This window comes from Micromonospora sp. NPDC048040, from assembly GCF_055587185.1.
In genome coordinates this window covers 74,839-100,701 of sequence record NZ_JBVJGT010000011.1, presented here as the reverse complement: position 1 = coordinate 100,701, position 25,863 = coordinate 74,839, and the positions used below count along the sequence as shown (strand labels likewise).

23 protein-coding genes are annotated in these 25,863 nt (G+C 73.0%); 16 read left to right on the top strand and 7 right to left on the bottom strand.

The window, feature by feature from the left end:
* Nucleotides 1–184: 184 nt before the first annotated feature.
* The 7 genes from ACZ6O2_RS14400 (at nt 185) to ACZ6O2_RS14370 (ending at nt 12,036) form a co-directional block, all read left to right on the top strand.
* Nucleotides 185–4,402, top strand: a complete 4,218-nt coding sequence (locus ACZ6O2_RS14400; protein ID WP_466023134.1) for a HEAT repeat domain-containing protein — start codon at nt 185–187, stop codon at nt 4,400–4,402.
* Nucleotides 4,403–4,680: 278 nt separating this feature from the next.
* On the top strand, nt 4,681–6,489 hold the full coding sequence (locus tag ACZ6O2_RS14395) for a RyR domain-containing protein (RefSeq protein WP_466023133.1): 1,809 nt from the start codon (nt 4,681–4,683) through the stop codon (nt 6,487–6,489).
* Nucleotides 6,479–6,991 (top strand): hypothetical protein, encoded by a 513-nt coding sequence (locus ACZ6O2_RS14390; protein WP_466023132.1) that lies wholly within the window; start codon nt 6,479–6,481, stop codon nt 6,989–6,991. Before ACZ6O2_RS14395 ends, ACZ6O2_RS14390 begins: the two co-directional genes overlap by 11 nt.
* Before the next feature lie 204 nt (nt 6,992–7,195).
* The gene (locus ACZ6O2_RS14385) at nt 7,196–7,984 is read left to right on the top strand and encodes an ATP-binding cassette domain-containing protein (protein WP_466023131.1); all 789 of its coding nucleotides are present in this window, start codon (nt 7,196–7,198) and stop codon (nt 7,982–7,984) included.
* Complete coding sequence (locus ACZ6O2_RS14380) at nt 7,981–8,760, top strand: ABC transporter ATP-binding protein (RefSeq protein WP_466023130.1); 780 nt, start codon at nt 7,981–7,983, stop codon at nt 8,758–8,760. Before ACZ6O2_RS14385 ends, ACZ6O2_RS14380 begins: the two co-directional genes overlap by 4 nt.
* A gap of 34 nt (nt 8,761–8,794) precedes the next feature.
* The gene (locus tag ACZ6O2_RS14375) at nt 8,795–10,294 is read left to right on the top strand and encodes an ABC transporter substrate-binding protein (protein ID WP_466023129.1); all 1,500 of its coding nucleotides are present in this window, start codon (nt 8,795–8,797) and stop codon (nt 10,292–10,294) included.
* A complete protein-coding gene (locus ACZ6O2_RS14370; protein WP_466023128.1) occupies nt 10,291–12,036 on the top strand; it encodes an ABC transporter permease subunit in 1,746 nt (581 codons plus the stop codon). The genes ACZ6O2_RS14375 and ACZ6O2_RS14370 overlap by 4 nt, the downstream gene beginning before the upstream one ends.
* A gap of 22 nt (nt 12,037–12,058) precedes the next feature.
* Here the strand turns inward: ACZ6O2_RS14370 and ACZ6O2_RS14365 are convergent, their stop codons facing one another.
* Together ACZ6O2_RS14365 and ACZ6O2_RS14360 are read right to left on the bottom strand one after the other, a co-directional pair.
* The gene (locus tag ACZ6O2_RS14365) at nt 12,059–12,508 is read right to left on the bottom strand and encodes a hypothetical protein (RefSeq protein ID WP_350704489.1); all 450 of its coding nucleotides are present in this window, start codon (nt 12,506–12,508) and stop codon (nt 12,059–12,061) included.
* A 46-nt stretch (nt 12,509–12,554) separates the two neighbouring features.
* Complete coding sequence (locus tag ACZ6O2_RS14360; RefSeq protein WP_466023127.1) at nt 12,555–12,965, bottom strand: DoxX family protein; 411 nt, start codon at nt 12,963–12,965, stop codon at nt 12,555–12,557.
* Between the two features lie 291 nt (nt 12,966–13,256).
* Between ACZ6O2_RS14360 and ACZ6O2_RS14355 the strand changes: the two genes are divergently transcribed.
* The 3 genes from ACZ6O2_RS14355 (at nt 13,257) to ACZ6O2_RS14345 (ending at nt 15,429) form a co-directional block, all read left to right on the top strand.
* The gene (locus tag ACZ6O2_RS14355; RefSeq protein WP_350704486.1) at nt 13,257–13,616 is read left to right on the top strand and encodes a YciI family protein; all 360 of its coding nucleotides are present in this window, start codon (nt 13,257–13,259) and stop codon (nt 13,614–13,616) included.
* Complete coding sequence (locus ACZ6O2_RS14350; protein ID WP_466023126.1) at nt 13,613–14,836, top strand: RNA polymerase sigma factor; 1,224 nt, start codon at nt 13,613–13,615, stop codon at nt 14,834–14,836. The genes ACZ6O2_RS14355 and ACZ6O2_RS14350 overlap by 4 nt, the downstream gene beginning before the upstream one ends.
* Before the next feature lie 155 nt (nt 14,837–14,991).
* Nucleotides 14,992–15,429, top strand: a complete 438-nt coding sequence (locus tag ACZ6O2_RS14345; RefSeq protein ID WP_350704482.1) for a helix-turn-helix transcriptional regulator — start codon at nt 14,992–14,994, stop codon at nt 15,427–15,429.
* 502 nt (nt 15,430–15,931) lie between these two features.
* On the opposite strand, the gene ACZ6O2_RS14340 is transcribed toward ACZ6O2_RS14345, so the two are convergent.
* Genes ACZ6O2_RS14340 through ccsA form a run of 5 tightly spaced genes read right to left on the bottom strand, consistent with a single transcriptional unit; the run spans nt 15,932 to nt 20,450 of the window.
* Nucleotides 15,932–16,822 (bottom strand): cytochrome c-type biogenesis protein CcmH, encoded by an 891-nt coding sequence (locus ACZ6O2_RS14340; RefSeq protein ID WP_466023125.1) that lies wholly within the window; start codon nt 16,820–16,822, stop codon nt 15,932–15,934.
* A complete protein-coding gene (locus tag ACZ6O2_RS14335) occupies nt 16,819–17,358 on the bottom strand; it encodes a TlpA family protein disulfide reductase (RefSeq protein ID WP_350704478.1) in 540 nt (179 codons plus the stop codon). The genes ACZ6O2_RS14340 and ACZ6O2_RS14335 overlap by 4 nt, the downstream gene beginning before the upstream one ends.
* Nucleotides 17,355–19,295, bottom strand: coding sequence for a heme lyase CcmF/NrfE family subunit (locus ACZ6O2_RS14330; protein WP_466023124.1), 1,941 nt, complete (start codon nt 19,293–19,295; stop codon nt 17,355–17,357). The genes ACZ6O2_RS14335 and ACZ6O2_RS14330 overlap by 4 nt, the downstream gene beginning before the upstream one ends.
* Nucleotides 19,285–19,692 (bottom strand): cytochrome c maturation protein CcmE, encoded by a 408-nt coding sequence (locus ACZ6O2_RS14325; protein WP_350704474.1) that lies wholly within the window; start codon nt 19,690–19,692, stop codon nt 19,285–19,287. The genes ACZ6O2_RS14330 and ACZ6O2_RS14325 overlap by 11 nt, the downstream gene beginning before the upstream one ends.
* Nucleotides 19,689–20,450, bottom strand: coding sequence for a cytochrome c biogenesis protein CcsA (ccsA, locus tag ACZ6O2_RS14320; RefSeq protein ID WP_466023123.1), 762 nt, complete (start codon nt 20,448–20,450; stop codon nt 19,689–19,691). The genes ACZ6O2_RS14325 and ccsA overlap by 4 nt, the downstream gene beginning before the upstream one ends.
* A gap of 202 nt (nt 20,451–20,652) precedes the next feature.
* Between ccsA and coxB the strand changes: the two genes are divergently transcribed.
* Genes coxB through ACZ6O2_RS14290 form a run of 6 tightly spaced genes read left to right on the top strand, consistent with a single transcriptional unit; the run spans nt 20,653 to nt 25,862 of the window.
* The gene (gene coxB, locus ACZ6O2_RS14315; RefSeq protein ID WP_466023122.1) at nt 20,653–21,624 is read left to right on the top strand and encodes a cytochrome c oxidase subunit II; all 972 of its coding nucleotides are present in this window, start codon (nt 20,653–20,655) and stop codon (nt 21,622–21,624) included.
* 21 nt (nt 21,625–21,645) lie between these two features.
* On the top strand, nt 21,646–23,574 hold the full coding sequence (ctaD, locus tag ACZ6O2_RS14310) for a cytochrome c oxidase subunit I (protein ID WP_466023121.1): 1,929 nt from the start codon (nt 21,646–21,648) through the stop codon (nt 23,572–23,574).
* A complete protein-coding gene (locus ACZ6O2_RS14305) occupies nt 23,571–24,200 on the top strand; it encodes a cytochrome c oxidase subunit 3 (RefSeq protein ID WP_350704467.1) in 630 nt (209 codons plus the stop codon). The genes ctaD and ACZ6O2_RS14305 overlap by 4 nt, the downstream gene beginning before the upstream one ends.
* Entirely contained in the window at nt 24,200–24,589 is a 390-nt protein-coding gene (locus tag ACZ6O2_RS14300) for a hypothetical protein (protein WP_350704465.1), read from the top strand. Before ACZ6O2_RS14305 ends, ACZ6O2_RS14300 begins: the two co-directional genes overlap by 1 nt.
* Nucleotides 24,586–25,476 (top strand): cytochrome c oxidase assembly protein, encoded by an 891-nt coding sequence (locus ACZ6O2_RS14295; RefSeq protein ID WP_466023120.1) that lies wholly within the window; start codon nt 24,586–24,588, stop codon nt 25,474–25,476. The genes ACZ6O2_RS14300 and ACZ6O2_RS14295 overlap by 4 nt, the downstream gene beginning before the upstream one ends.
* Nucleotides 25,473–25,862 carry a c-type cytochrome gene (locus tag ACZ6O2_RS14290; RefSeq protein ID WP_357460771.1) on the top strand — a complete coding sequence of 130 codons (390 nt, stop codon included), beginning with the start codon at nt 25,473–25,475 and terminating at the stop codon, nt 25,860–25,862. Before ACZ6O2_RS14295 ends, ACZ6O2_RS14290 begins: the two co-directional genes overlap by 4 nt.
* The last annotated feature ends 1 nt before the right edge of the window (nt 25,863 follow it).

Genomic DNA, 25,863 nt, shown 5'->3' with positions numbered 1-25,863 from the left:
TGTCGTGAGCACGGGATTCGGCTTGCCCGGATCCGGGTCTGTCCTGTGGCCATCATAGGCCCACCGTTGGCGGGATTCCCATGTACGGCGGGGGGGGTGCGGGTGTTTGCGGGTCAGAGGGATGTGAAGGCAACTGATATTTTCATTGGTGCGGTCGCCAGCTACCCCCTGGAGTTTGCCGTTCATGAAGGTCTACATTTCGGCCACCCAAAAGGACCTGCTGGAATATCGTGCTGCCGTGCACGTCGTGGCACGTCGTCTGGAGATCGAGGACGTGGCCATGGAGGCGTACGGCGCCGACGTCCGGCCACCGCTGGAACGCTGCCTGGCCGACGTTCGCCGGTGCGATCTCTACGTGGGGCTGTTCGCCTGGCGGTACGGGTTTCGGCCGCCCGGCCAGGATTCCTCCATCACCGAACTGGAATACCGTGAGGCACTCGCGGCCGGAAAGCCCTGCCTGATCTTCCTGCTCGCCGAGGACACACCCTGGCCGGTCGGCATGATCGACCGGGACGCCGACTGGCAGCAGATCGTCGCGCTGCGCCGGGAGCTCAAGGAGCGCCACCTCTGTGCCTTCTTCTCCGGCGTGGACGACCTCGCCGCCAAGGTGACCGTGGCGCTGGCCGAGGTGCGCAGCGGCCGATCCCCGGCGCGCGAGCCCGCCGACCCGGACACCCACCTGCCGGAAGCCGTGCGCAGCCAGTACTACAAACAGCTGGCGCTGAGGTATCAGGCCGTTCCGCTGGACGCGGTCTCACCACGCCCCACCATCGGATATCTCACGGTCGGGTTACCGAAGATGTTCGTGGAGCCCCGCGTGCACGAGGACACCCGGCCGGAGATGCCACTGGCCTGGTGGCGGTGGGCCAGCTCCTCAGGGGACGATCATGCCAGCGGGCTGCCCGGGGTGGTCAACCCGGAGGAGGTGGAGCGGCTCTGGGAAGAGTACGCGGCCAAGGACGCGCTGGCCCTGTTCGACGTGGTGTGCGATCCGGGCCGGCGGGCGATCGTGCTGCTCGGCGACCCCGGCTCCGGCAAGTCGGCGGCCGCGCGGTACCTGGCGCTGGCGCTGGCCGGCGTCTGCGCCGAGCCCCGGCTGGCGGCGCTGGAGCGGTACCTACCCGTCCTGATCGAGCTGCGCTCCTATGCCGCGCACTGCGGGGACGGGCGGTGCGACGGCCTGCTGGACTACGTGGGGCACCGCCACCAGCAGGGACTGGCCGGAATCGACCAGGGCGTGCTGGAGGCGTACCTGCGTCAGGGCGGCCAGGCGCTGTTCCTGTTCGACGGCCTGGACGAGGTGTTCGACCCCGCGCAGCGGGAGGAGGTGGCCGCGCAGATCGCCACGTTCGCCAGCGAGTACCCGGGGGTGCGGACGATGGTCACCTCGCGGGCGGCCGGGTACCTGCGGCACACCTTCGCCAACGCCGGCTTCGACCACTTCACTTTGGAGGATCTCGACGACGAGCGAATCGTCCGGTTCCTCGGCAACTGGTACCGCTACGTGATGCCCACACCGGCGGCGGAAGCGGACCGGCAACGGCGACAGATTCTTGACGTGGTGCGCAGGTCCCGAGCGATGCACGAGATCGCCGGCAATCCCCTGCTGCTGATGCTCATGGCGATCGTCGGCCGGGGCCACCCGCTGCCCCGCAACCGGCACCGGCTCTACGCGCACGTCACAGACGTCCTGATCTCCGAGTGGGACGTGACCAAACAGTTACGGGAAAGCCACAGCGACGTGCCGTTGCTGGACCTGCAGGCGAAGCGCCGGTTGGTGCGCCACCTGGCGTATTGGATGCAGTTCCGGGAATCCGGCCCGGCAGGAAACTACATTGAATCCGACGAACTGGCGCGCATCTTTCGGGACGACCTCGTCGCGTTCTACGGTTTCGAGAACGAGCGGGCGCTCGCCATGGCCTACTCGATGATCGACAAATTGCGTCAGCGAAGCTTCATCCTGGAACGGTACGGACTGCGACTGTTCGGGTTCGTGCACCGCACGTTCCTGGAGTTCTTCTGCGCAGAGGAGATCGTGGACAGGTTCGAGCACGATCCGGACGCCTGGGGCCTCGACCAACTGCGCGCGCTGTTCCGGGAGCACTGGGCCGACCCGTCCTGGCGGGAGGTGCTCCGGCTGGTCGCCGGCGCCCTGCCCGCCCAGACCGCCAACGACCTGGTCATCCTGCTCGCCACCGAGGCCAACCAACCCTGGCCGCCGCTGAACCTGGCCGGCCCGCCATGGAACCTGGTGCTGGCCGCGCAGTGCGTGGCGGAGGCGCCGCAGCCCGCCGAGCTGGCCGGCGCGGGCGACGCGGTGCTGTGCCAGGTCGTGCGGCTGGTCGAACACGGCATTTCCGCCGACGACCCCAACCTGGTGGAGCTCACCGAGCAGGAGCTGCTGTCCTCGATCCGGGCGCTCGGACCGAGCTGGCCCGGCCGGGAGGCCTTCCTGCACTGGTACCGCCGTCGCGGGGTGCGGACCAGTTGGCGCTCCGGCTCCGCATTCGCCACCCGGATCGCCGCGGCGCTCTCCACCGCCGAGGAGCAGCTGGAGGAACTGCTGGTCCGGGAACTCGGGCAGGGCCGCGAGCGGCAGGCCCACCTCACCCTGGTCGCGGGGCTGGCCGAGACCGCCGGCCGGCTGGGCACCACCACCAGCCGCGGCCGCCGCCGATGCCGGGACCTCCTGCTCGCCCAGGCACAGGCCGAGGTCTCCACCGCGGTGCGGCAGGCCGCCGTGCGGGCTCTGGTCGCGCACTTCGGCGCCGACCCCGACCACGTCGACGTGCTGCGCGACCTTGCCGACTCACCCGATCTCGCGGTGCGCGCGCTGGCCGTGCAGTCCCTCGGCGGCCGGACCGAGCTCTCCGAGGACGTCCGCCAGGTGCTGGCCAGGGCCACCGAAGACCCCGCCACCGCGGTGCGGCGGGCCGCCGCCGGAGTGCTCACCACGCGCTGCGCCGACCTGCCGGACGCCCCCGAGACACTGCAGCGGCTGCTGGCCACCGACACCGACCCGGGCGTGGTGCAGTGCGCGCTGGAGGGACTGCTGGCCCTGCCGGAGCACGCCGAGACCGCCCGCATCCGGGCGCTGGAGCGGGTGACCGGCGACTCCCCGGACGAGGTGCGGCGCTGCGTGGTGACCGAGCTGCTGCCGGGGCGGTCCGGCCCGGAGAGCACCGAACTGCTGCTGAAGCTGGCCTGCTCGGACACCTCCGCGCGGCTCCGCGCGGTCGCCGTGCAGCGGCTGGCGCTCGTATCCGACCCGGAGGGGCGCTGCCGAGCCCGGCTGGTCGACCAGATCGAGCAGGACGAGGACGCCTCCGTGCGTGCCGCCGCCGTGACCGCGCTGATCGACCGGGACCGCGCCGACGACACCGCATGGACCGTGGTGGCGCACGCGGCCCGTGCCGACGAGGACGCGACGGTACGCCTCGCCGCGGTGCGCGCGCTGGCTGAGGCGTACCCGGACCACCGCACCGGGGAGCTGCTGCTGGAGAAAGCTCACCGCGACCCGACCGCGAGCGTCCGGCTCGCCGGGGTCGACCTGCTCACCAGCCGGCCGCTACTCGGGCACGCCACTCGTGCTCTGCTCATCAGCCGCGCTTCCCAGGAGCGGGACGCGATCGTCCGGCTGCGGGTCACCCTCCGCCTGACCCGCCTCGCCGACCCGCCCGACCCTGAGGTGCTGGAGTGCCTGGCCGAACAGGTCAGCCGGGACCCCGACCCGAACGTGCTGCGCGCGGCCGCCCAGGCGCTCGCCCGCCACGGCGAGGCCGACGGCCTGATGGAGACACTGTGCCGGCGGGCCCGCCGGGACAGCTACGTCGGCATCCGGCTGGCCGCCGTGCAGGCCCTCTGCGCGTACGGGAGCCCCGATCTGGTGACCGACGTGCTGCTGGAGTGCGTCGAATCGGACAGCGACCCTACCGTGTTCGACGCGGCGGTGTGCTGCCTGACCGAGCAGGGCTCGGCATCCATGGCGGTGACACTGCGGCTCCTGCGCCGCCTGGCAGACCAGGACCCGGCGATCCGCGCCCGCATCGCCGCCGCGCTCGGCGCGCACTTCGGAGCCGACCCGGAGGTCCGGGTACTGCTGGTGGGGTTGGTCCGCGACGACCCGGACCTCGAGGTGCGACGTCGGGCCGTGGAACAGCTGGGAGCCACGCTGGCCGGCCGAGTGGGGGTACAGGAGCTGCTGCTACGGCTGGCCGACGACAATGACTGGGAGATCCGCCGGACCGCGCTGCTCGGGTTGACCCGCCACTACTCTCGGGACGCCCGGACCCGGGTTGTGCTCGCGCGGCTTGCTCGCCAGGAGGACGACGCCACCGTACGGCGGCTGGCCGGGCAACTGCTGGCCGCGCTGCCCGACACCAGGCCCGACGACTTCCCGTGACCGGGCCCGACCGGACGCCCGGGCGGGCGGTGCCGTCGCCCGTGAGCAGGTCGAGCCGGACGGGGCACCAACCGTAGCCCGTCCGCCGTCAGCAACACGCTCGCACCGACCGTGGCATCAGCTTGCGCGTGTCCCGTACCCGCACGGGCGACCGGTCCCGGCTGCGGAGACGGCCTCCGCCCGAGCGGGTCCCCGCCGCCAATTCGCCCGAGCTGGTAGCGCGTCGGCGGGTGCGCCGAGCGCGGCCCTGATCGACCTCGTCAAATATCATGAGGGCCATGACAGACCCGGTCGCCGGCTCGCGCCGCCTGGTCGAATGGTGGCTTCGAGTCGTGTTCGGAGTCATCGGACTGGCCGCCTTCATTCTCGGCTACGTCGGCTTCGAGCGCCTGCTCCAGGCTCGGCCGGACACCGCGCACGACCCGTACGACGTGCTCTACTACGACCTGCAACTCTTCGTCTTCGGCGCCGAACCGTTCCAGGACGCCGGACCGTACCCGTGGCAGCTGCAGGTCGCCCGGTTCGCGGCCCCGCTGTTCACCCTCCTCGCCGTGGCCGAGGCCAGCCGGCTGCTGCTGGCCGCCGAGAGCCGCCGCCTGCGGGCCCGGCGGTCCCGTGGTCACGTCCTGGTCTGCGGCGACTCCCAGTTCGCCCACATGCTCGCCGACCGGCTCTTCGCCGACGGCGAGCGCGTGGTCGTGGTGCGCTCCGAGCCGTTCGGACCGCTGGAGTACCGCTTACGCCGGTATCTCGGCGTCATCGGCGACCCGGCCAGCCCCCAGGTGTTGCGCGGCGCCGGGCTGCCCCGGGCCCACACCATCTACGCGTGCAGCGAGGACGACGACCGCAACCACGCCATCGCCAACACCGCCAGCCGGCTCATCCAGGACCGACGGCAACCACCTCGGGTCTACGTCCTGGTCCACGACTCCGAGATGTGCCTGTCACTGCAGGCCCGACGACTCGGCGCCGCCGGATCCAGCCGGCTGCGGCTGGACTACTTCCACGTCGACGACGTCGCCGCCCGCGCACTGCACCGGCACCACCCGCTGCCACACGCGACCGGCCGACCCACCAAGGTCCTCATCGCCGGCACCGGCACCTTCCGCCGAGCCCTCCTGGTGGAAACCGCTCGGCACTGGCGGGCACGCCACGCCGACACCCCTCCCGGCCAGTTCGTGCCACCCCTGCGGGTGGACCTCGTGGCCCCGGACGCCGACACCGAACTCGCCGTCGCGGCGTCCCGCTACCCGTTCCTGACCACCGTCTGCCGGCTCACCGCGCACAACCTGGACCTCGACGGCCTCGTCGGGCTCGACCAGCTCGACCGCGGCCGCTACGACCGCATCTACGTCTGCGCACCGGACGAAACCAGCGGCCTGCAGTTCGTGCTGGACACGCCCGCCCTCTGGCAGAGCGCCGAGAGTTCCGTCTTCGTGCCGGTCTACCAGCAGGCAGCGCTCGCCGCCGCCTTCCACGGCGACTCCCGCCACGACCTGCTCGACGAGGTGCACGGCAAGCTCCGCCTCTATCCGGTGCTGACCCGCGCCTGCGATGCCCGGTTGATCGCCGAGGACCTCACCGAGCGGCTGGCCCGGCTGATCCACGAGCGGTACCTCCAGGCCCAGCAGGGCGCCGGGGTGCGCCCCGGCGACGCGCCGGCGATGGTGGACTGGTCGCGACTGCCCGAGTCGCTGCGGCGCGCGAACCGGGCCCACGTCCAGGACATCGCCGCGAAGCTGTTGAATCTCGGGTGTGTCGTGGCGCCCCGGCGTGGCGGCACCCGCGACGCCTCCGCCGCCGGGCAGGTCATCGACGACCGGATCGAGGAACTCGCCCGCCTCGAGCACGAACGGTGGTGCCGGGAACGGCGAGGGGAGGGCTGGACGTACGGCGAGCCCCGCGACGACGCCCGGCGGCGGCATCCCGCCTTGCGGCCGTGGGACGAACTTCCCCCTGACGTCCAGGAGCAGAACCGCGAGGAGATCCGGGCGCTGCCCGACGTGCTGTCCGACAGCGGGTTCGAGCTGATCCGGCTGGCACCCGCGGTGCCCGCGCAGCGGAGAGGACCGGGGGATGCCGGCTGATCCCGCACCGCTGCGCGTCGGCATGACCGGGCACATCAACCTGACCCGCGACACCGAGCTGCTCGTCGCCGACGCGCTCCGCGTCGAGTTGCGCCGGATCAGCGACCGGCCGGTGCACGGCGTCACCTGCCTGGCGGCCGGTGCGGATCAGGTCTTCGTGCGCACGATTCTGGAGATGGGCGGCACGCACGAGGTGATTCTCCCGGCCCGCGACTACCGGACCGCCGTGATCAGCCCGGAGAACCGGACGGCCTTCGATGAGCTGCTCGCCCGGGCGGCGGCGGTCGTCCACACCGGCTACGACCGCTCGCACACCGCCGCCTACGTGGCCGCCAACCGGGAAATGGTGCGACGGGTGCAGCGACTCGTGGCGGTGTGGGACGGCGAACCTGGCTGCCACGCGGCGTCGACGGACCGGACCGTCGACTGGGCGCGGCGCTACGGCATCCCGACCACGATCCTCTGGCCCGTCGGCGCCCGCCGGATGGCTCTCGGGGACTGACAGGCCAACGGCGGGCGGGTGCCTGCGACGAGAGCTGGATGTGTGGGTTCGAGAACCTGAACACGTGGGTCGGGTGACGCCACGATTTTGTTGGCAACGATTTTCATTGTAACCTCCAGGGCTCGAGGGGTCAGGCCTGTGGCGTCACGGCCGGGCGGCAGGCCACGCGGACGACGAAAACGGATCTCATTTTCTGGAGGTTAGGTGGGGCAGGCGGTTCTGACCACAACCGACCTGCGGGTACGCGGGAACGGTCGCGTACTCGTCTCCGATGTCAACCTGACGTGCGCGGTGGGCGAGCGTGTCGCGTTGGTCGGCGCCTCCGGGTCCGGCAAGAGCCTCACCGCGAAGGCCGTGCTGGGTGTCCTGCCCCTGGGCCTGGTCGCCGCCGGCAGCATCCGCATCGCCGGCGAGGAGGTGCGCGGTCTCCCGTGCGCCCGCCGCGGCGCCGCGCTCAGGCCCGCTGCGGTGCTCCAGGACCCCGCACTGGCACTGCACCCCTTGGTCACCATCGGTGAACAGGTCGCCCTGCCACTGCACCGCGACGTCCGACGCGCCGACACCCGGCGGGCGCGTCTCGAACTGCTGGCCGCCGTGGGCCTGCCGGACCCAGAGCAGGTCGCCGGCCGCTACCCGAGCCAGCTCTCGGGCGGGCAACGCCAACGCGCCTGCCTCGCCGTGGCCCTGGCCGCCCGCCCGCCACTGCTGATCGCCGACGAACCGACGACCGCCCTCGACGTCGTCACCCAGGCCGCGATCGTGCGGCTGCTGCGGGAGCGTACCGGCGGCCCGGACGGCCCGGCGCTACTGTTCATCACGCACGACCTCGCCATCGCCGCCGAGCTGTGCACCCGCATCGCGGTAATGCACGAGGGGCGCGTCGTCGAGGACCGCCCGGCCCTCGACGTGCTGCACGACCCCCGGCATCCCCGGGCCCGTGACCTCGTCGACGCCGCCCGGCTCTCGACGGACGCCCTGGCCGCACGCCGATGACCGTCATCGAGTGCCACCGGCTTCGGCACGCCTACCCGCCGTCCCACCGCTCGGCGGCCGCCGTGCCCGTGCTCGACGGCGTCGATCTCACGGTCGCCGCGGGTGAGCGCGTCGCGCTGGTCGGCCGGTCCGGGTCCGGCAAATCCACTCTGGTACGGGCGCTGCTCGCCCTGGAACCGGTGGAGGCCGGGACGATCCGCTGCGACGGCCGGGACGTGACGCCCGGACCGGTTCACCGGCTGCGCTGGTTCCGCCGGGTCGTCCAGTACGTGCCGCAGGACCCCGGGTCCACGCTCGACCCGCGCGCCCGGGTCCTCGACATCGTCACGGAGCCGATTCGCCGGCTGTGCGGGGTCACCGACCGGGCCCGGCTCACCGCTGTGGCCGTGGCGGCGCTGGAGGCCGTACGGCTGCCGGCGGACCTGCGGACGGCCCGCGCCCGGGATCTCTCCGGTGGGCAGGCCCAGCGGGTGGCGATCGCCCGGGCGCTGAGCCCCGAGCCGCGACTGCTGATCGCCGACGAGCCGGTCAGCGGCCTCGACGCCCCGCTGCGGGCGCACGTCGTCGACGCCCTGCGCCAGGCGTCCGAGACCCAGGGGACCGCGCTGCTGCTGGTCTCCCACGACCTCTCCGCGGCGGCCGCCCTGTGCGACCGGATCACGGTGCTGCACGAGGGCCGGATCGTCGAGGACCGCCCGACCGGCGACCTGCTCGCCGGACCCGAACATCCGGAGACCCGCGCGCTGCTCGCCGCGGTGCCCCGGTTCCCGGCCTGAAACACCGGAATCCCCCTACCCATCGGAGAGTCACATGCCTTCAACCCGCCTACGCCTCGCCGCCGCCGTTGCCGGCGTGCTGCTGCTGAGCGGCTGCTTCAACGCCGGCGGCGACACCGCCGGGGCCACCGGCGACGACCGGATCTCGGTGGCGATGCTGTTGCCGCCGCGCAGCGGGCTGACCCCGTTCAGCGACGACGCGTTCAAGCTGTCCCGCTGGTCGACGGCCGAGACCCTGGTGACCCTCGACGCCGACGGCATCGCGCAGCCCGCCCTCGCCACCGCCTTCACCCCGCTCGACGACCCGAAGACGTGGCGGTTCGAGATCCGCAACGGGGTCACGTTCCACGACGGCAGCCCGCTCACCGTGGCGTCGGTGGTGGCCGCCCTGACCGCGGCGACCAGGGCCAGCCCCAAGCCCCGCATCCTCGACGGCGTCGAGCTGACCGTGCAGCCGGACCCCGCGGCCGCCGACAAGGCGGTCCTGGTCACCACCCGGGAAACCGACCCGCTGCTGCCGCAGCGGCTGTCCAGTCCGCAGCTCTCCATCCTGTCCACCGCGGCCTACGGAGCGAACGGCGTGGTCAACCCCGCCGGGCACGGCACCGGCCCCTTCAAGCTGATCTCCAGTAACACCACGACCGCCAAGCTGGACCGATACGACGGCTACTGGGGCGGGCCCGCGAAGGCCGCCGGGATCGATGTCAGCTTCGTCCCGGACGCCACCGCGCGGGCGGCGGCGCTGCGGACCGGCACGGTGGACGTGGCGGAGGCCGTCCCGGTGTCGCAGGCCGGTCTGCTCGACGCCGACAAGGTGTTCGAGGTCCCGATGCCCCGCACCAACACGCTGTACCTCAACACGAAGAAGGGCCCGTTCGCCGACCCCGCCGTGCGGGCCGCCGCCCGCCAGGCGATCAACCGCGAACCGATCGTCGACACCGTCTACGAGGGCCGCGCCGACGTCGCCGCCGGCCTGCTCGGTCCCGCTCTGCCCTGGGCGGCCGAGGCACGCCTCGAGCGAGAGAACACCGCCGCGAAGAAGGTGAACGGCACCCCGATCGTGCTGGCCACCTTCACCGACCGGGCCGAGCTGCCCGAGGTCGCCGTGCAACTCCAGCAGCAGCTCGAAGCCGTCGGCTTCGAGGTGCGCCAAGAGGTACGCGAGTACGCCCAGATCGAGGCCGACGCCCTGGCCGGCAGGTTCGACGCCTTCGTCCTGTCCCGCGCCACCGTCCTGGACTCCGGCGACCCGGTCGCCTACATGTACAGCGACTTCTCCTGCGAGGGCTCGTTCAACATCGCCCAGCTCTGCGACCCGGCCATCGACGCTGCCCTGAGGACCGCCGCGGCCACCACGGCCGGACCGCAGCGACAGGGGGCCATCATGCGGGCGGAGAAGCTGATCCTGGAGTCGGACGCCGCGATCCCGCTGCTGCACGAACGGGTCATCCAGGGGGAGTCCGGCGCGTTCACCGGCGTGGAGCGCGACTCGCGCGAGCGTACGCTGATCACGGCCCGAACCGCGCCAGCGTGACCGGCACACGCCTTCTGAACGCCGCGCCCCGGCCGTTTCCCGGGGTGGCCGCCCTGTCCCGGATCGGCGCGGCCGGGGCGGTGATCGCCCTGGTCGGCGTCCTGCCCTGGCTGTCCGGGCGCGACCCCGCGCTCACCGTGCTGCGTGGGCGTTCCGCCGAGCGGGAGGCCACCCCCGAGGCGCTGGCGGCGGTCCGCGAGCAACTCGGCCTCGACGCGGGACCGCTCGCGCTGCTCGGCCGCTGGCTCTCCGGTCTGCCGCGCGGGGACCTCGGCACGTCCTGGGTCAGCGGCCGGCCCGTGCTGCCGGACCTGCTCACCGCCACCGGGGTCTCGCTGACCCTGACGGCCTTCGCTGGGCTGGTCGCCGCCGTGGTGGCCGGGCTGCTGACGCTGCCCGCGCTCCGGACGGCGCTGCGCGGCACCCCGCGACGCAGCGGCGGGGCGGGGGCCGCGGCCCTCACCGCGCTGCCGGAGTTCCTGCTCGCCTCGGTCCTGCTGATCGTCGGGGCGGTCGGTCTGCGCGCTTTTCCGCCGTACGGGTGGGACTCGGCGCACCACGCCGTGCTGCCGTCGCTGGCGCTGGGACTCCCGGCCGGCGGGCTGATCGGGATGCTCCTGGCCGACGCGGTGTCCCGTGCCGCGGGGGAGCCGTGGACGATCACCTGGGCGACCGCCGGGGCGGGCCGTGCCCGTACCGCGGCCGCCCTGCTCCGGCGGGCGCTGCCCGCGCTGCTCCCGCAGATCGGGCTGGTGCTCATCGGCCTGACCGGTGGGGGCGTCGCCGTCGAACGGGTCTTCGCCGTTCCCGGGCTGGGCCGGGCGACCCTGGGCGCGGCCCAGACGCAGGACCTCCCGGTGCTGCAGGGCGGCGTGCTGATCCTGCTCGTTCTCGGCGTCGTGGCCGGCATCGGCGTCGAACTGCTGCGCCGTGCCATGCTCGGCCCCGCGCTGCGTTCCGGCGCCCTGCCGGTGGCCGCGCACGCCCCGGCGCCGCACCGCGGCCTGTGGATCACGACCGGCGTGGCGATGCTCGTGCTCACCGTCCTCGTCGTCGCCGGGCTGGCCGGCGACCCGTACGCCGCCGACCGTGGCCGGTTGACGGCTCCCTCGTGGGACCTGCCGCTGGGCGCCGACGCCTCCGGGCGGGACCTGCTCGCCCGGCTGGGCCACGGCGCGGCCACGACCATCGGCACCGCGCTGCTGCTGTGCGCGGCGTGCCTGCTGATCGGGCTCGTGGTCGGACTGCTTCCCCGGGCGGCGACCGGCCCGATCGAGATGGCGAACGCGGCGCCGCCGGTGCTGGCCGGGCTGCTCGTCGTCGCGGTCACCGGCCCGTCGACCGGGGCCGCTGCCGCCGCCGTGCTGCTGGTCGGCTGGGCGCCCCTGGCAGCGCACACCGCGGCTCTGGTCGTGGAGGCACGGGCACAGCCGTACGTGGCGATCCTGCCCGTGCTCGGTGTCGGACGGACCCGGATCCTGTGGTGTCACATCCTTCCCGGCGTGCTCGGGCCGCTGACCCGCCACGCGCTGCTGCGCATCCCGGGCATCGCGCTGGCCCTGGCGGCACTCGGCTTCCTCGGCCTCGGTCCGCAACCGCCGACCCCGGACTGGGGCCTCGTGCTGTCCGAGGGCATGCCGTACGTGGAACGCGCCCCGTGGACGGCTTTCGGACCGTGCCTGTCGCTGGTCGCCCTGTCCGTGCTCACCGTCACGGCCTCGGCACTGCGGCGTTCCCGCTGAGAGACACCGCCCCACCAGGCTGTCAACAGATGGCGGGATGGACGCGGGTCATGGTGGACTGGTAGCCGCCACCGGGCCAGGCCCACGCTCCGGTGGCGCTGGTGCCCTCCGCGTCGAAGGTCCCGCGATACCTCGCCGGCGAGCCTGGCTCGCCGAACCAGATGGTCAACTCGCGGTCGGCGACCTCGTAGACGTACTCCAGGATCTCTCCCGTGCTGCCGAAGAAGTGCGACTTCAGGGTGCCGCTCGCGGGGTCGTGTCCGATGTACTCGACACCGGAGGTGGTGTCGTCGCCCTGGACGAGGTGGACGCGCTGGACCAGGAAGTGGCCGCCGGGCATCCACTCGTAGGTGACGGTGCCATGGTGCCCGGGCCCGGAGACGTGCCAGGTGCCGACCAGTACGTCGAGGGTCTTCAGGGTCGGGTGGGGGGTGCCGGCGGACGGCGCGCCGCCGAGGATCTCGTCGGTCATGGCGGTGATTCCTTTCACGGGTCGGGCGTGTGAAACGGTTGGGGTGTCAACGGGTGGGGGTGGGGCGGCGCAGCTGAGCGCGGCGGCCGTAGGCGACGACCGCCGCGAGCAGCAGGAACGCGGCTGGCACCGCGGGGTTGGCGCCGATCAGCACGTTGGTGACCACGGCTCCGGCCATGAGCCCGGCCAGGCCGAGGGCGGCCAGCGCGGCCAGCCGCGGAACCAGCAGACCGAGGGCGCCGGCCACCTCGCACACGCCGACCAGGTAGCGCAGCCACTGCCCCGCACCGATGTCGGTGAACAGGTCGACCATCCGCGCGTCGCCGATGAGCTTCAGCACCCCGCCCGAGACGAACTGCACGGCGAGGAACACCTGCACTATCCACCGGGCGATCGATCCGGTGCGGCGCCGACCGGTCGGGCGGCTGGCGGGACGGGTGGTGACGTTGGTGGTCATCGGGCTCTCCTCGTCGGATCGTCGTTGTACCCGGGACGTCGGAGCCGGCCATCCGTTCTCTACACGCCGGTCGAGAATCTTTGCCAAGATCTTTTCCGCCGGTGACGGAGGCGCCGGGAGGATGGGGGCGGCCGGCGGGGAACAAGGCCGGCGTTGTGGGCAGCCGGCGGAACGTGTGGCGCGCGGAGGGCACACCGCACCCGCTGGTGCGCGGGCCGCCGGCCGAATCCGATCGTTGTGATCTGGTATCAATGTCCGATCGAGCGAACGCGGAGGGTGACGGTGAAATACATGGTGATGACCTACGGTGGCCCGTCGGCCTGGGAAGCACTGGCCGGCACCGGCCCGGACGCGATGTCGCCCGAGGAGATCGCCGCCCACTTCGAAGCGATGCAGGCGTTGCAGAAGGAACTGGCCGCCACCGGCGAGCTGGTCAGCGCCTTCGGGCTGTCCGAGCCGGCACGCGCACAGACGGTCGACCTGCGCGGCGGCACGCCGGTGGTCTCCGACGGGCCCTACGCCGAGACCAAGGAGTTTCTCGCCGGGTTCGGCATCATCGATGTGGCGAGCCACGACCGTGCGGTCGAGTTGGCAGCCCGGTTCGCCGGCGTCGTGTCCACCCGCGTCGAACTGCGGCCCGTGCACGGATGAGCGATGACCTGCTGCGCGAACTGGCGCCACAGGTCCTGGCAGCGGTAACGCGCCGCTACGGGCACTTCGACGAGGCCGAGGACGCCACCCAGGAGGCGCTGCTGGCGGCGACGACGCAGTGGCCCGCCGAAGGCGTACCGGACAACCCGCGGGGTTGGCTGATCCGGGTCGCCTCCCGACGCCTGATCGACCACCTGCGCAGCGAGCAGTCCCGTCTGCGGCGCGAGGCGACACTCGCGGCGCAGGTACCACCCGCCGACTGGCTGGCTCCGGCGGCCGACACCGGCGAGGCGTCCGACGACACCCTGACGCTGTTCTTCCTGTGCTGCCATCCCGCGCTCACGGCGGCCTCGCAGATCGTCCTGACCCTGCGAGCGGTGGGCGGGCTGACCACGGCGGAGGTCGCCCATGCCCTGCTCGTGCCGGAGGCGACGCTGGCACAGCGGATCAGCCGGGCCAAGCAGCGCATCAGGGACTCCGGCGCCAGGTTCGAACCACCCACCCGGCACGACCACGACGGTCGGTTGCGGGCGGTGCTGCACGTGCTCTACCTCATCTTCAACGAAGGGCACACGGCGACCTCCGGCGCCGCCCTGCACCGCACGGACCTGGCCACCGAGGCGATCCGGCTGGCCCGTACGGTCCACCGGGCCCGCCCCGGCGACGCCGAGGTCGCCGGCCTGCTCGCGCTGCTGCTGCTCACCGACGCCCGGCGGGCGGCGCGCACCGGCCCCGCCGGTGAACTGGTGCCGCTGGCAGAGCAGGACCGCGGCCGCTGGGATCACCGCACCATTCACGAAGGCATCACGCTGCTCGCCGCGGCACTGGCGCACCGCCGACCGGGTCCTTACCAGATTCAGGCGGCGATCGCCGCGGCGCACAGCCAGGCCGCCCGTGCCGAAGACACCGACTGGCCGCACATCCTCGACCTGTACGACATGCTCCAGCGTTTCGACGACAATCCCGTCGTGACGCTCAACCGCGCCGTCGCCGCCGCCATGGTCCACGGGCCCCGGACCGGCCTGACACTACTGGAAGCGCTCGACTCCGATCCCCGGATGACGGGCAACCACCGCCTGGCCGCCGTGCGGGCCCACCTGCTCCACCAAGCCGGTGATCACGAGGCTGCCGTCGCCCATTACCAGGCCGCGGCGCGGCAGACGGCGAGCATTCCGGAACGCGAGTACCTGCTCCGGCAGGCCCGACTCGCCGCCCGGTGACCCACGGTGTGGACCGGCGGTGGCTCAAGGGGCACCGGTCCGGGCTCCCACGCCATCGACTCCGCAACCCCAAGTTGGACATTTATCCATTTTCGGGAGGTTCGGTGTGCTTGGCTGCGAGGAGGAGCGGCGGCCCGACCGCGGAAGGGACTGACATGCATGGGCGTGAACTGCGCAGCCTGCTGCATCCGTTCCTCCTGCTCCTGATCTTCGAGCGACCCGGTTACGGGTACGACCTGATCGAGCGACTTGAAGCGATGGGAATGTCCGACGTGGAATCCGGTCAGGTCTACCGGGTGCTGCGCGGGCTGGAGCGCGACCGTTCGCTGCTGTCGATGTGGGAGGCCGCCGAGGCGGGCCCGGCGCGTCGGCGCTACGAGCTGACGGCGAAGGGACGCAACGACCTCCGGTCGTGGATCGCCCGCCTGGCGCAACTGGACCACGTCATGGATGCCTTCCTGCGGCGCTCGGCGGACGCCTTCGACAGGCCGCGGGGCGGCTCCCGGCATCGCTCCTGTCGACAGGCCGGTAGCCGCCGTCGGCCGTCCGTTCCTCGGTCACCCGTCTTTGCAGGTGCAGGAACCGCACCCTGATCCGGACGACTGCGCTGTCCGGCACCTCCATCAGGCACTCGGTCTGCTGCCACGGCGACTCGGCCGAACCTGCCACCGTGCTGTCGGCCAGGCCGTGCGCATCCGCCCAGGCGGGGGGCACGAGGACACCGAACTGCCAACGGACGCGGTTCTTGCCCGATGACCGCCGGTAGGGGTAGAGCAGGTAGCCCTCGTACAGGACCGCCTCGGCGCCGTCGATGCCACCGCCGCGCGGATGCGTCTGCATGGTGCTCCCTCCGTGGTGCACGCAACCAGCTCCGGTGAGCCGTCACCCCGGTCCAGTCCATCCGGCCGGGTGGTCGTGAGTGCTCGTCGTCCCTGTGTGACGACGGCACTCACCGGATCGGGTGAGCATGGTCCGGACGTGGGGATGCTCGTGCTGTCGACGGGCGACTGGCCGAGGGCATGAGCCGGCGCAGGGGGAGCGAGGTGGGCGCCGACCCCGCCGGCGAACGAGGTCGCCGCGTGGCACGGGTGGGTGTCAGGCGAGCAGCCGGCGGATCTCGGCGGCGGCGGGATGGTCCGGGGCGGCGGTCAGGAAGCGGCGCAGGGTCACCTCGGCCCGGGCCCGGTCGGACCGCCGCTGGGCCAGCCCGAGCACCAGCAGCGCGTCCGGCGAATCGGGGACGCGCGCCAGCACCTGCCGGGCCTCCCGTTCCGCGCCGGCCGTGTCACCGGCGCGGACCAACGCGAATCCCATCCGCAGCCGCACGCCGTCGTCGTCGGGACGGGTTTGCAACGCCTGCCGGTACAGCTCCGCCGCCGCGTCGAAGCGGCTCTGCTGCTCCAGGTCCCGGGCGAGCAGCACGGCCACTGCCGCCGGATCCGGTGGCTCGCCGCCCTCGGTCGACCCGTCGAGGCGGGCCCCGGCGGCCGCCACCGCCACGACGACGGCGACCAGACCGAGCGAGCCGGCCCGCCAGGCCAGGCGGGCCGCCGCGACGCCCGGCGCCGGTTCCGTCGGTGCCGGCGTCGGCGCCCCCCGGGCACGGGGGCGCAGCGTCCGAACCGCGGCGTACCCGGCGCCGACCAGCGTCAGGGCTGGTACGACCCACAGCAGCAGCCCGGAACCGCGCACCGGCGGATCGGCCAGCACCTCCTCGCCGTAGCGCTGCACGAACCAGCGCCGGATGTCGTCCGGGTCGCGGCCCCGTGCGAGCTGGTCGGCCACGACCTGCCGCATGCCGGCGGCGATCGGGGAACGCGAGTCGGCCACCGACTCGCCCTGGCAGGACGGGCAGCGCAACCCGAGGGCGACCGACCGGACCGGATCCTGCCGTGGTGCGGGCTGGCCCGCACGAACCATGCCGAGGACCGCCGCGGCCAGCAGGACGGCCAGCACGGCGCCGCCGAGGGCGTGACGCCGCCTCATCCGGCCAGCAGCGGACCGAGCCGCTGTTCCAGCCACTGCCGGGTGACCACGCCCTGGCGCCGGTCCACGACCCGCCCGTCCCGGTCCACCAGGAAGGTCTCCGGCACGCCCCGGACCCCCCAGCCGATCGCCAGCGTGCCGTCGGGATCCGGCACCACCGTCATCGCTTCCGCGCCGGTCTCGCGCAGCAGCGCCCGTACCGCGTCGGGCCCGTCGCGCAGGTTGATGCCGACGATCCGCAACCCGGCGGGCTGCCCCCGCCGGCCGGCCTCCGCCAGCAGCGGCAGCTCGTCGCGGCAGGGCCCGCACCAGGATGCGAACACGTTCACCAGCACCGGATGCCCCCGCACGTCGGCGAGGTTGAACCGGCCCCCGTCGAGGGTCGTGCCGGCGATCGGCGGTGCGGGTTCCCCGGTCGAGGCGCCGACCGGCGCCGATCGGTCCGGCGTGCCGAGGCCGGCGGCGAGGCCGGCGCCGACGGCGGCGGTGACCACCAGCACCAGCGCCGGCCACAGCCGCGCGCGGAGCACGCTCACACCCGCACCTCCGGCCGCGTGACCGCCGCCGCGGTCGGGACGGCGGCCCCGGGCGCAGGGCGGCGCCGCACCGCCGCCGGCACCGCGAGCAGCCCACCGGCCGCCGTCAGCCCGCCACCGACCCACAGCAGAGCCACCAGCGGATTCACCGCGAGCCGTACGGTCGCGCTGCCGCCGTCCGCGCCGGCGGCGATCAGCGTGACGTAGACGTCCCGGACCACTCCGGTGCGGATCTGCGGAACGGTGACGGCGGTGTCGTGGGCGGGAAAGTAGCGCAGGGCCGGCGTCAGTGTCCCGCCGCCGTCGTGCTCGAGCCGGGCGGTCACCGCCATCCGATCCGTGTCGCCCGTTCGACGCACCTCCAGCAGCCGCACCTGGACCCCGCCGACGCGCAGGGCCTCGCCCACCCGGATCTCCCGCTCGATGCTGCTGCCGTACGCCGACGAGCCGGCGACCCCGACGGCGACCAGCGCGATCCCGGCATGCGCCAGCAGGCCGCCGAGCCTCGCAGCGCTCAGTCGGGGGGCGGCCGTCACGATGCGGGCGGCCCGGGCGGCCTGCCCCGCCACGCCGGTGAGGACGAACGCCGCGGCCCCGAACGCGGCGAGGGCGGGCGCACCGGGGCGGCCGGCCCAGCCCAGCACGGCCACGACGGCCAGCGCGACGCCGAACGGCACGCCCAGCCGGCGCAGCCCGCCCGCGCGCCGGGCCGACACCACCGCGGGCACCACGCCCATCACCAGTAGCACCACGACGGCCAGCGGCACCGCGGTCCGCTGGTAGTAGCGGGGGCCCACGGCCGTGCGGATCCCACCGAGCGACTCGGACAGCAGCGGGAAGATCGTGCCGACCAGCACCATCGCCGCGATGGTGAGCAGCAGGACCCCGTTGACCAGAACGGCCGCGCCCCGCGACAGCATCGGCGTGCGGCTCCGCGGGACCGCATCCGGGCCCCGCCATCCCACCAGCACGGTCGAGACCGCGATGGCGAGCAGGACGAAGCCCAGCAGCATCGGACCGAGCGGCGACTCGGTGAACGCGTGCACGCTGGCCACCGCGCCGGAGCGGGTGAGGAACGTGCCGAGCAGCACCAGCAGGAAGCTCGCGCAGGCCAGCACGACGTTCCAACCCGCCCGCGCCCGCGCACCGCCGAGCGCCGTGTGCAGCAGCGCGGTGGCGGTCAGCCAGGGCAACAGGGAGGCGTTCTCCACCGGATCCCAGGCCCAGTATCCGCCCCAGCCCAGCACGGCGTAGGACCACCAGGCGCCGAGCCCGATCCCGGCGGTGAGCGCCGACCAGGCGACCAGGGCCCAGGGCCGGGCGGCGCGCAGCCAGTGGTGCCCGTCCCGGCCGGCGAGCAGCCCGGCGAGCGCGAACGCGAACGGCACGACCAGGCCGATGTAGCCCACGTAGAGCAGGGGCGGGTGCACCCCCATCGCGGGGTGCTGCTGCAGCAGTGGGTTGGGTCCGGGACCGTCGAGCGGCACCGGCCGCACCTCCCGGAACGGGTTCGCCGCGAAGTAGGTCAGCGCGAAGAAGAACATGCCGACCGCGCTGACCACGAGCATGGCGTACGCGTGCAGCCGGGCCGGGTACCGCGACGCCCGAGTTGCCAGCAGCGCGGCGATCGCGCAGTGGATGACCAGCCACAGCAGCAGCGAGCCGTCCAGTGCCGACCAGAGGCTGGTGACGGTGTAGTAGACAGGCACGTCCCGTCCACCGTTCTCGGCCACGAACCGGACGCTGAAGTCGTGGCGCAGCAGGGCGTACTCCAGCACGGCGCCACCGAGGACGGCGGCCAGGAAACTGGCGACGGTCGCGGCGCGTGCCACCCTGACCGGCCCGCCGGACAGCCCGGCGCGCAGCCAGAGCAGGGCGGCGAGGGTGGCCGTGACCAGGCCGGCGGCGAGGCTCGCGGTGCCGAACTCACCGGCCATCCGCCGGCCCTCCCGGGGTGGTCGAAGGCCGGTACTCGTTGCCGTGCCGAACGACGACCTGATCCGCGTCGAAGACCCCGTCGGCGGAGAAGCGGCCTTCGACGACGGCCGCCTCGCCCTCCCGGAAGGTCTCCGGCGGCACACCGCGCTGCCGCACGGCGATCTCGTGGCCGTCCTCCGCGAGCCGGAACTCCGTCCGATCGGAGGCACGGCGCAGCGAGCCGGGTACCACCTGGCCGCTCACCCGCAGCCGTTCCTGACGGACCTGCGGATCCCGGGACACCTCCGCCGGGGTGCGGTAGAAGGTGAGAGTGCCCTGCATGGCGGCGGCCGCCAGCAGGGCACCGGCGGAAAGGCCGACCAGGCCGACTGCGATCCGGCCGATGCGGCGGGTCATCCCGTCCGGACCGGCGTCCGCGCCGCCCTCGCCTGCTGCACGGCAGGGGCGTACCGGCGTTCCAGGGCTGCCAGCCGGCGCAGCAGGACGCAGAGAGCGGCGGCCGTCGCGGCGGCGACCGCGAGCAGCAGAGCCGCCCCCATCCGGGGGTCGATCGGGGGGCGCTGCGGCGCGAGCACCGTCGCCTGCTGGTGCAGGGAGCGCCACCAGACGACCGAGAAGTGCACCACCGGTACCAGCAGGAACGCGGCAACGCCGACGGCGGCCACCGGACGGGCGACCCGATGGTCGGCGCTGTCCGCCGCGGCGTGCCGCTCGCTGAGCAGGCGGCGCAGCGCCAGGTAACCGGCGTACACCGCCAGCAGCAGGGCGCTGCTCACCAGCCGCGGATCCCAGGCCCACCAGGTGCCCCAGACGAGATGGCCCCAGACGGCGCCGGTGGCGATCGCGGCGGCGGTCAGCACGACGCCGATCTCGGCCGCCGACCGGGCCAGGCGGTCGAACCGCAGATCCCGGTTGAGCAGGTAGGCGCCGCTGCCGAGCAGGACGACCGCGAAGGCGGCGTAGGCCACCCACGCGGCCGGGACGTGCAGGTACATCAGCCGCTGCGCCTGCCCCTGGAGTTGGTCCGCAGGCGCCACCAACCCGCCGGTCAGGGTCGCCGCGGCAGCCAACCCGCCGGCGGTCCAGGCCAGGGTGCGGCGGCCGGCGGCGGCCCGCGGGGTATCCGCGACGAGATCGAGGACCCGCTGGTGCATGATCTCCCTGTCCGCGCCCCGACCGGGCGCTTCCGCTGACTATCGCTCGAACAGGACGCTAGCGGCCCAAAGAAGGCGATAGACGGCTTTTGGCGTAATTGCGGCACCAAAGCGGTTGGTGCCGCTACCGTCCCTGGCGGTGGACAGGTCAGCGGCGTCAACGGCCGGTGGGACCGCGCGGCGGTCGCACCGTCGCACCGTCATGGCGCTCGGCACCCTGGCGGCGCTGTTCGCCCTGACCTCCTGTGCCACGGACGCGCCGTCGACGCTCGACACCGCGGGGACCGGCGCCGAGCGCGTCGAGCGGACCTGGTGGCTGCTGTTCTGGATAGCCCTGGCGGTCTTCGTCGAGGTGATGGCGCTGCTGGCCTGGGCGCTGCTGTTCCGCCGCGCCCCGACGACCCGGGTCCGGCACGGCCAGCCACTGCGCTTCGTGGCCGTCGCCGGCGCCGGCGTTCCGCTGCTCATCCTGGTCGCGGTCTACGGCGTCGGGCTGCGGGACCTGGCGATGCTCAGCGCCGGCCCGGAGCCGCAGGCGCCGACCATCGAGGTCACCGGCCACAAGTGGTGGTGGGAGGTGCGGGTGCCGGGAATCGCCGGGGCGACCGCCAACGAGCTCCACATCCCGGTGGGGGAGCGGGTCCGGGTGCGGCTACGGTCCGCGGACGTGCTGCACAGCTTCTGGGTGCCGCAGCTGATGCCCAAGACCGACCTGATCGCCGGCGAGACCCGTGAGACGTGGCTGGAGGCCGAGCGGGCGGGCACCTACCGTGGCCAGTGCGCCGAGTACTGCGGCACCCAGCACGCGCACATGGCGTTCCTGGTGGTGGCTGAGCCCCGCCCGCAGTTCGACGCCTGGCTGGCCCGACTCGGCTCGCCGGCCCGGCAGCCGCGGACCGACGCCGAACAGCGCGGGCGGCAGGCGTTCGTCCAGGGCACCTGCGCCGGGTGCCACGCCGTCCGCGGCACCGCCGACGGCCGGGCCGGTCCCGACCTGTCCGACGTCGGTTCCCGCTGGAGCCTCGGTGCCGGCGCGGTGCCGAACGACGCCGGCCACCTCGGCGGCTGGATCGCCAACCCGCAGACCGTCAAACCCGGCAGCTACATGCCGCCGCAACCGATCGATGCCGCGCGGCTGCCGGACCTCATCGCGTACCTGCAGTCGCTGAAGTGACCACACGGGGGAGGTGACGACATGTCGACCGCTGCCGCACCGCCGACCGGCGCGACCCGCGAGGACCTGGCACGGCTGCAACAGCACTGGGGCGAGCGGCCGTCCCTGGTCGCCTGGTTCGGCACCGTCGACCACAAGAGGATCGGGCGGCGCTACCTGGTCACCGCCGGACTGTTCTTCGCCCTCGCCGGCATCAGCGCGCTGGCGATGCGCACCCAACTGGCCCGCCCCGAGTCCACCCTGCTCACCCCGGACGAGTACAACCAGCTGTTCACCATGCACGGCACGGCGATGATCTTCCTGTTCGCCACCCCGATGCTCTTCGGCTTCGGCAACTACCTGGTCCCGCTCATGATCGGTTCGCGGGACATGGCGTTTCCGAAGCTGAACGCGCTCGGCTACTGGATCTTCCTCTTCGCCGGGCTGTTCATGTGGGCCAGCCTGCCCTTCGGCGCCGCCCCGAACGCCGGCTGGTTCGCGTACGTGCCGTTGGCCGGTGAGCAGAGCCTGCCCGGGTTGAACATCGACGTCTACACCCTCGGGCTGCTGTTCCTCGGCATCGCCACCACCGCCGGCTCGATCAACTTCATCGTCACCGCGCTGAAGCTGCGCGCCCCCGGCATGTCGCTCGACCGGGTGCCGCTGTTCGTCTGGGCGATCGTCGCCACCGCGTTCATGGTGATCTTTGCGTTGCCCGCGTTGAACCTGGACAACGCGATGCTGTTCCTCGACCGCCGGTTCGGCACCCACTTCTTCGATCCGGAGGCCGGCGGAAACGTGCTGCTCTGGCAGCACCTGTTCTGGATCTTCGGCCATCCGGACGTCTACATCATCGTGCTGCCGGCACTGGGCATCGTCTCGGCGGTGCTGCCGACCTTCACCCGTCGGGGCGTGGTCGGCTACGCGCTGATCGTGCTCTCCATCGTGTCCATCGCGATCATCTCCTTCGGCGTGTGGGTGCACCACATGTTCGCCACCGGGCTGCCGCAGCTGTCCTACAGCTTCTTCAGCGCGGCCAGCACGATCATCACCATCCCGTCGGGCATCCAGATCTTCGCCTGGCTGGCCACCATGCTGCTCGGCCGGGTGGTCCTCCGGGTGCCGATGCTGTTCCTGATCGGATTCCTGGTGACCTTCGTGGTCGGTGGCTTCACCGGCACCATGTTCGCGATCACCGCCTTCGACCAGCAGATCACCGACTCGTACTTCGTCGTGGCGCACTTCCATTACGTGCTCGTCGGCGGCGCGCTGTTTCCGATCCTCGCCGGCATCTACTACTGGCTGCCGAAGATCACCGGCAGGATGTACCACGAGCGGCTCGGCCGGTGGGCGTTCGGGCTGGTGTTCACCGGCATGCAGGTCACGTTCTTCCCGATGCACCTCTACGGCCTGTGGGGCATGCCCCGACGCGTCTACACCTATCCCGGAGAGCTGGGCTGGGAGCGGTGGAACCTGGTCAGCACGGCGGGGGCGTACCTTCTCGCGGTCGGGCTGCTGCTCGTGCTGATCGGGGTCGGGCACGCGATCCGGCGCGGCCGGCCCGCCCCGGCCGATCCGTGGGGCGGGGACAGCCTGGAGTGGGCGACCCCATCACCACCGCAGCCCTACAACTTCCCGGTGCTGCCGCGGGTGCACAGCCTGCATCCCGTCTGGGACGCCCAGAGCATGGAGTCGATGGGCGCAGGCGCCACGGGTGACCGGATCCTCGCCGACGGCCGGACGACGCTGATCACCAGCGAACTGGACGGCCGGCGCGAACGCGCGGTCCAGATGCCCGAGGCCTCCCTGCAGCCGCTCCTGGTCGCCGTGGAGCTGCTCGTCTTCTTCACCGCGATGTTGTTCGCCTGGTACCCGGTCGCCGCCGCCGCCGCGCTGGCCGTCGCCGCGACGCTGGCCGTCTGGCTCTGGCCGCCGCGCCGGCTGGAGGCGGAGCCGGGGGTGACCGGATGAGAGACGCCCGAGGCGGCCTCGCGGCGGCCACCGGCGCCGAGGCGCTGACCACGGAACTGCCGGTCGGCCGCTCCATCGGCTGGTGGGGAATGGTCATGTTCGTCGCCACCGAGGCGACCCTGTTCGCCTACCTGCTCGGCAGCTACTTCTACCTGCGCTTCCAGCACGGGTCCCCGTGGCCCCCCGACGGAATCGCCGAGCCGGCGCTGCTGCGCCCGCTGGTGATGACCGCGGTGCTGCTGCCCAGCAGCCTGCCCCTGATCTGGGCGGAACGCGGCATCCGCGCCGGGCGGCGCCGGCGGCTGAACATCGGCGTCGCCGCCACCCTGCTCCTCGGGCTGACGTTCCTGGCCCTGCAGGCCACCGAGTACGCCGAACTGCTGCGTGAGTTCACCGTGACCACCAACGTCTACGGCTCGCTGTTCTACGTCATCACCGGGTTCCACGGCCTGCACGTGCTGGTCGGGCTGACCATGCTGAGCCGGCTGCTCGCCGCCTCGCTGCGCGGCGGCAGCCTTGGGGGCCACCGCCACGACCGGGTCCGCAACACGGCCATCTACTGGCACTTCGTCGACGCGGTGTGGGCCGCCATCCTGTTCACCGTCTACCTCTCGCCGTGGCTGTGATGAGCGTCCAGCCCGGTCAGCGCGCCCGCCTCGCCGGCGGGCTGCTGCTCTGGTACGGGGTCCTCGGCGGCGCGCTCGCCTGGGCCGTGCACCTGATCGTCGCCTGGGGCGTCGAGGAACTCACCTGCGCCTCCGGCTCCACGCGCGTCGGCGCCGTGCCGCTGCGCCTGGTCGTCACCCTGGCGGTGGTGCTGCCGGCGCTGGCCACCGTGGGATCGCTGCTCGCCGCCGGGCTGGCCTGGCGGCGCATCCGCCAGGACGGCGCGGACCGGTCTGTTTCCCGCACCAGGATGCTCGCCGTCGTGGGGATCTGGCTGAACCTGCTCTTCCTGACCATCATCGTCCTGGGCGGGGCCGCCCTGCTGGTGCTGGCGCCATGCCAGGGATGACCGCGACCGGCGGCGTGCCGCAGGAGGCGTCCGTCGTGGCCGGGCTGCTCGACATCCTGCTCGTGCTGACGCTGGCTCTGCTGGCCGCCGGCTACGGTCGCGGCGTACACGAGCTCTGGGCGCGCCGCGGCGCGGGACGCGTCCTGCCGGGCTGGCGGGTGGGCACCTTCGGCCTCGGCGTGCTGGTCGCGCTCGCCGCGCAGGGCCCTCCGCTGACCGACCTGGCCGGGCGGTCGTTGACCGGGCACATGATCCAGCACATGGCACTGCTGCTGGTCGCCGGGCCGCTGCTCGCCGCAGGCGCCGCCGGGCTGCCGCTGACCCTCGCCTGTCCGCAGCCGCTACGGCAACGACTGGCCCGGCTCCGGGCCGCCCCCACCGCCCGGTGGCTGCGCCGGCCGATGACCACGGCTGCGCTGGCCGGTGGGGTGCAGACGCTGGTGCTGTGGGTCTGGCACCTGCCCGGGCCCTACGTCGCCGCCCTGCAACAGCCGCTCGTGCACGCCGTCGAGCATCTCTGCTTCGTCACCGCTGCCTGGCTGCTGTGGGCGCCGGTGCTCGGCGCGCCGCAGCACCGCCTGCCCGCCCCGATCGCGGTGCTGCTCCTGGTCGCCACGATGCTGCCGGCCTCGGCGCTGGGCGCGGTGCTCACCTTCGCGCCGCGACCGGTCTACCCGGCCGAGGCGCTCGGCCCCAACCCGCTCACCGATCAACAGGTGGCGGGCCTGCTGATGTGGGCGCCGATGGACGTGGTCGTGCTGGTCGCGACGTTGACCATCTTCCTGCGCTGGCTGCTGCGCCTGCACCGGCAGAGCCCGGACCGGGTGACCCCGCCGGAACAGAGCGGCCCGGTCGTCACCACGCATACCGGAGCGGGGGCGCGATGACGCGAAGAATCCGGTCGCTGTGGCCGGTCCTGTTGGTGTTGCCGGTCGTGCTCGTCGCGCCCGGCTGCGCCAGCACCGCCCCGCCGCCACCGCCGGAGGTCCGCGTCGGCTTCCCCGAGCGCGGCGCACAGCTCATCGTCGAGCACGGCTGCGGCTCCTGCCACGTCATCCCGGGCATCGACCGGGCGAACGGGCTGGTCGGCCCGCCCCTGACCCGCTTCGGCGCCCGCTCCTACATCGCCGGCGCGTTGCCGAACAACGCCGACAACCTGCGGCGCTGGATCGCCGACCCGCAGGCGGTCGAGCCCGGCACCGCCATGCCGGACCTGGGCATCGACCCGATCGACGCGCAGGACATCGCCGCCTACCTGTACACACTGGACTGAG

Excerpts from the sequence above, each read along its gene's own strand:
- ACZ6O2_RS14400 (WP_466023134.1), top strand. The coding sequence starts at position 185 with ATGAAGGTCTACATTTCGGCCACCCAAAAGGACCTGCTGGAATATCGT.
- ACZ6O2_RS14395 (WP_466023133.1), top strand. The coding sequence starts at position 4,681 with ATGACAGACCCGGTCGCCGGCTCGCGCCGCCTGGTCGAATGGTGGCTT.
- ACZ6O2_RS14390 (WP_466023132.1), top strand. The coding sequence starts at position 6,479 with ATGCCGGCTGATCCCGCACCGCTGCGCGTCGGCATGACCGGGCACATC.
- ACZ6O2_RS14380 (WP_466023130.1), top strand. The coding sequence starts at position 7,981 with ATGACCGTCATCGAGTGCCACCGGCTTCGGCACGCCTACCCGCCGTCC.
- ACZ6O2_RS14375 (WP_466023129.1), top strand. The coding sequence starts at position 8,795 with ATGCCTTCAACCCGCCTACGCCTCGCCGCCGCCGTTGCCGGCGTGCTG.
- ACZ6O2_RS14365 (WP_350704489.1), bottom strand. The coding sequence starts at position 12,508 with ATGACCGACGAGATCCTCGGCGGCGCGCCGTCCGCCGGCACCCCCCAC.
- ACZ6O2_RS14360 (WP_466023127.1), bottom strand. The coding sequence starts at position 12,965 with ATGACCACCAACGTCACCACCCGTCCCGCCAGCCGCCCGACCGGTCGG.
- ACZ6O2_RS14355 (WP_350704486.1), top strand. The coding sequence starts at position 13,257 with ATGGTGATGACCTACGGTGGCCCGTCGGCCTGGGAAGCACTGGCCGGC.
- ACZ6O2_RS14350 (WP_466023126.1), top strand. The coding sequence starts at position 13,613 with ATGAGCGATGACCTGCTGCGCGAACTGGCGCCACAGGTCCTGGCAGCG.
- ACZ6O2_RS14345 (WP_350704482.1), top strand. The coding sequence starts at position 14,992 with ATGCATGGGCGTGAACTGCGCAGCCTGCTGCATCCGTTCCTCCTGCTC.
- ACZ6O2_RS14340 (WP_466023125.1), bottom strand. The coding sequence starts at position 16,822 with ATGAGGCGGCGTCACGCCCTCGGCGGCGCCGTGCTGGCCGTCCTGCTG.
- ACZ6O2_RS14330 (WP_466023124.1), bottom strand. The coding sequence starts at position 19,295 with ATGGCCGGTGAGTTCGGCACCGCGAGCCTCGCCGCCGGCCTGGTCACG.
- ACZ6O2_RS14325 (WP_350704474.1), bottom strand. The coding sequence starts at position 19,692 with ATGACCCGCCGCATCGGCCGGATCGCAGTCGGCCTGGTCGGCCTTTCC.
- ccsA (WP_466023123.1), bottom strand. The coding sequence starts at position 20,450 with ATGCACCAGCGGGTCCTCGATCTCGTCGCGGATACCCCGCGGGCCGCC.
- coxB (WP_466023122.1), top strand. The coding sequence starts at position 20,653 with ATGGCGCTCGGCACCCTGGCGGCGCTGTTCGCCCTGACCTCCTGTGCC.
- ctaD (WP_466023121.1), top strand. The coding sequence starts at position 21,646 with ATGTCGACCGCTGCCGCACCGCCGACCGGCGCGACCCGCGAGGACCTG.
- ACZ6O2_RS14305 (WP_350704467.1), top strand. The coding sequence starts at position 23,571 with ATGAGAGACGCCCGAGGCGGCCTCGCGGCGGCCACCGGCGCCGAGGCG.
- ACZ6O2_RS14300 (WP_350704465.1), top strand. The coding sequence starts at position 24,200 with ATGAGCGTCCAGCCCGGTCAGCGCGCCCGCCTCGCCGGCGGGCTGCTG.
- ACZ6O2_RS14295 (WP_466023120.1), top strand. The coding sequence starts at position 24,586 with ATGACCGCGACCGGCGGCGTGCCGCAGGAGGCGTCCGTCGTGGCCGGG.
- ACZ6O2_RS14290 (WP_357460771.1), top strand. The coding sequence starts at position 25,473 with ATGACGCGAAGAATCCGGTCGCTGTGGCCGGTCCTGTTGGTGTTGCCG.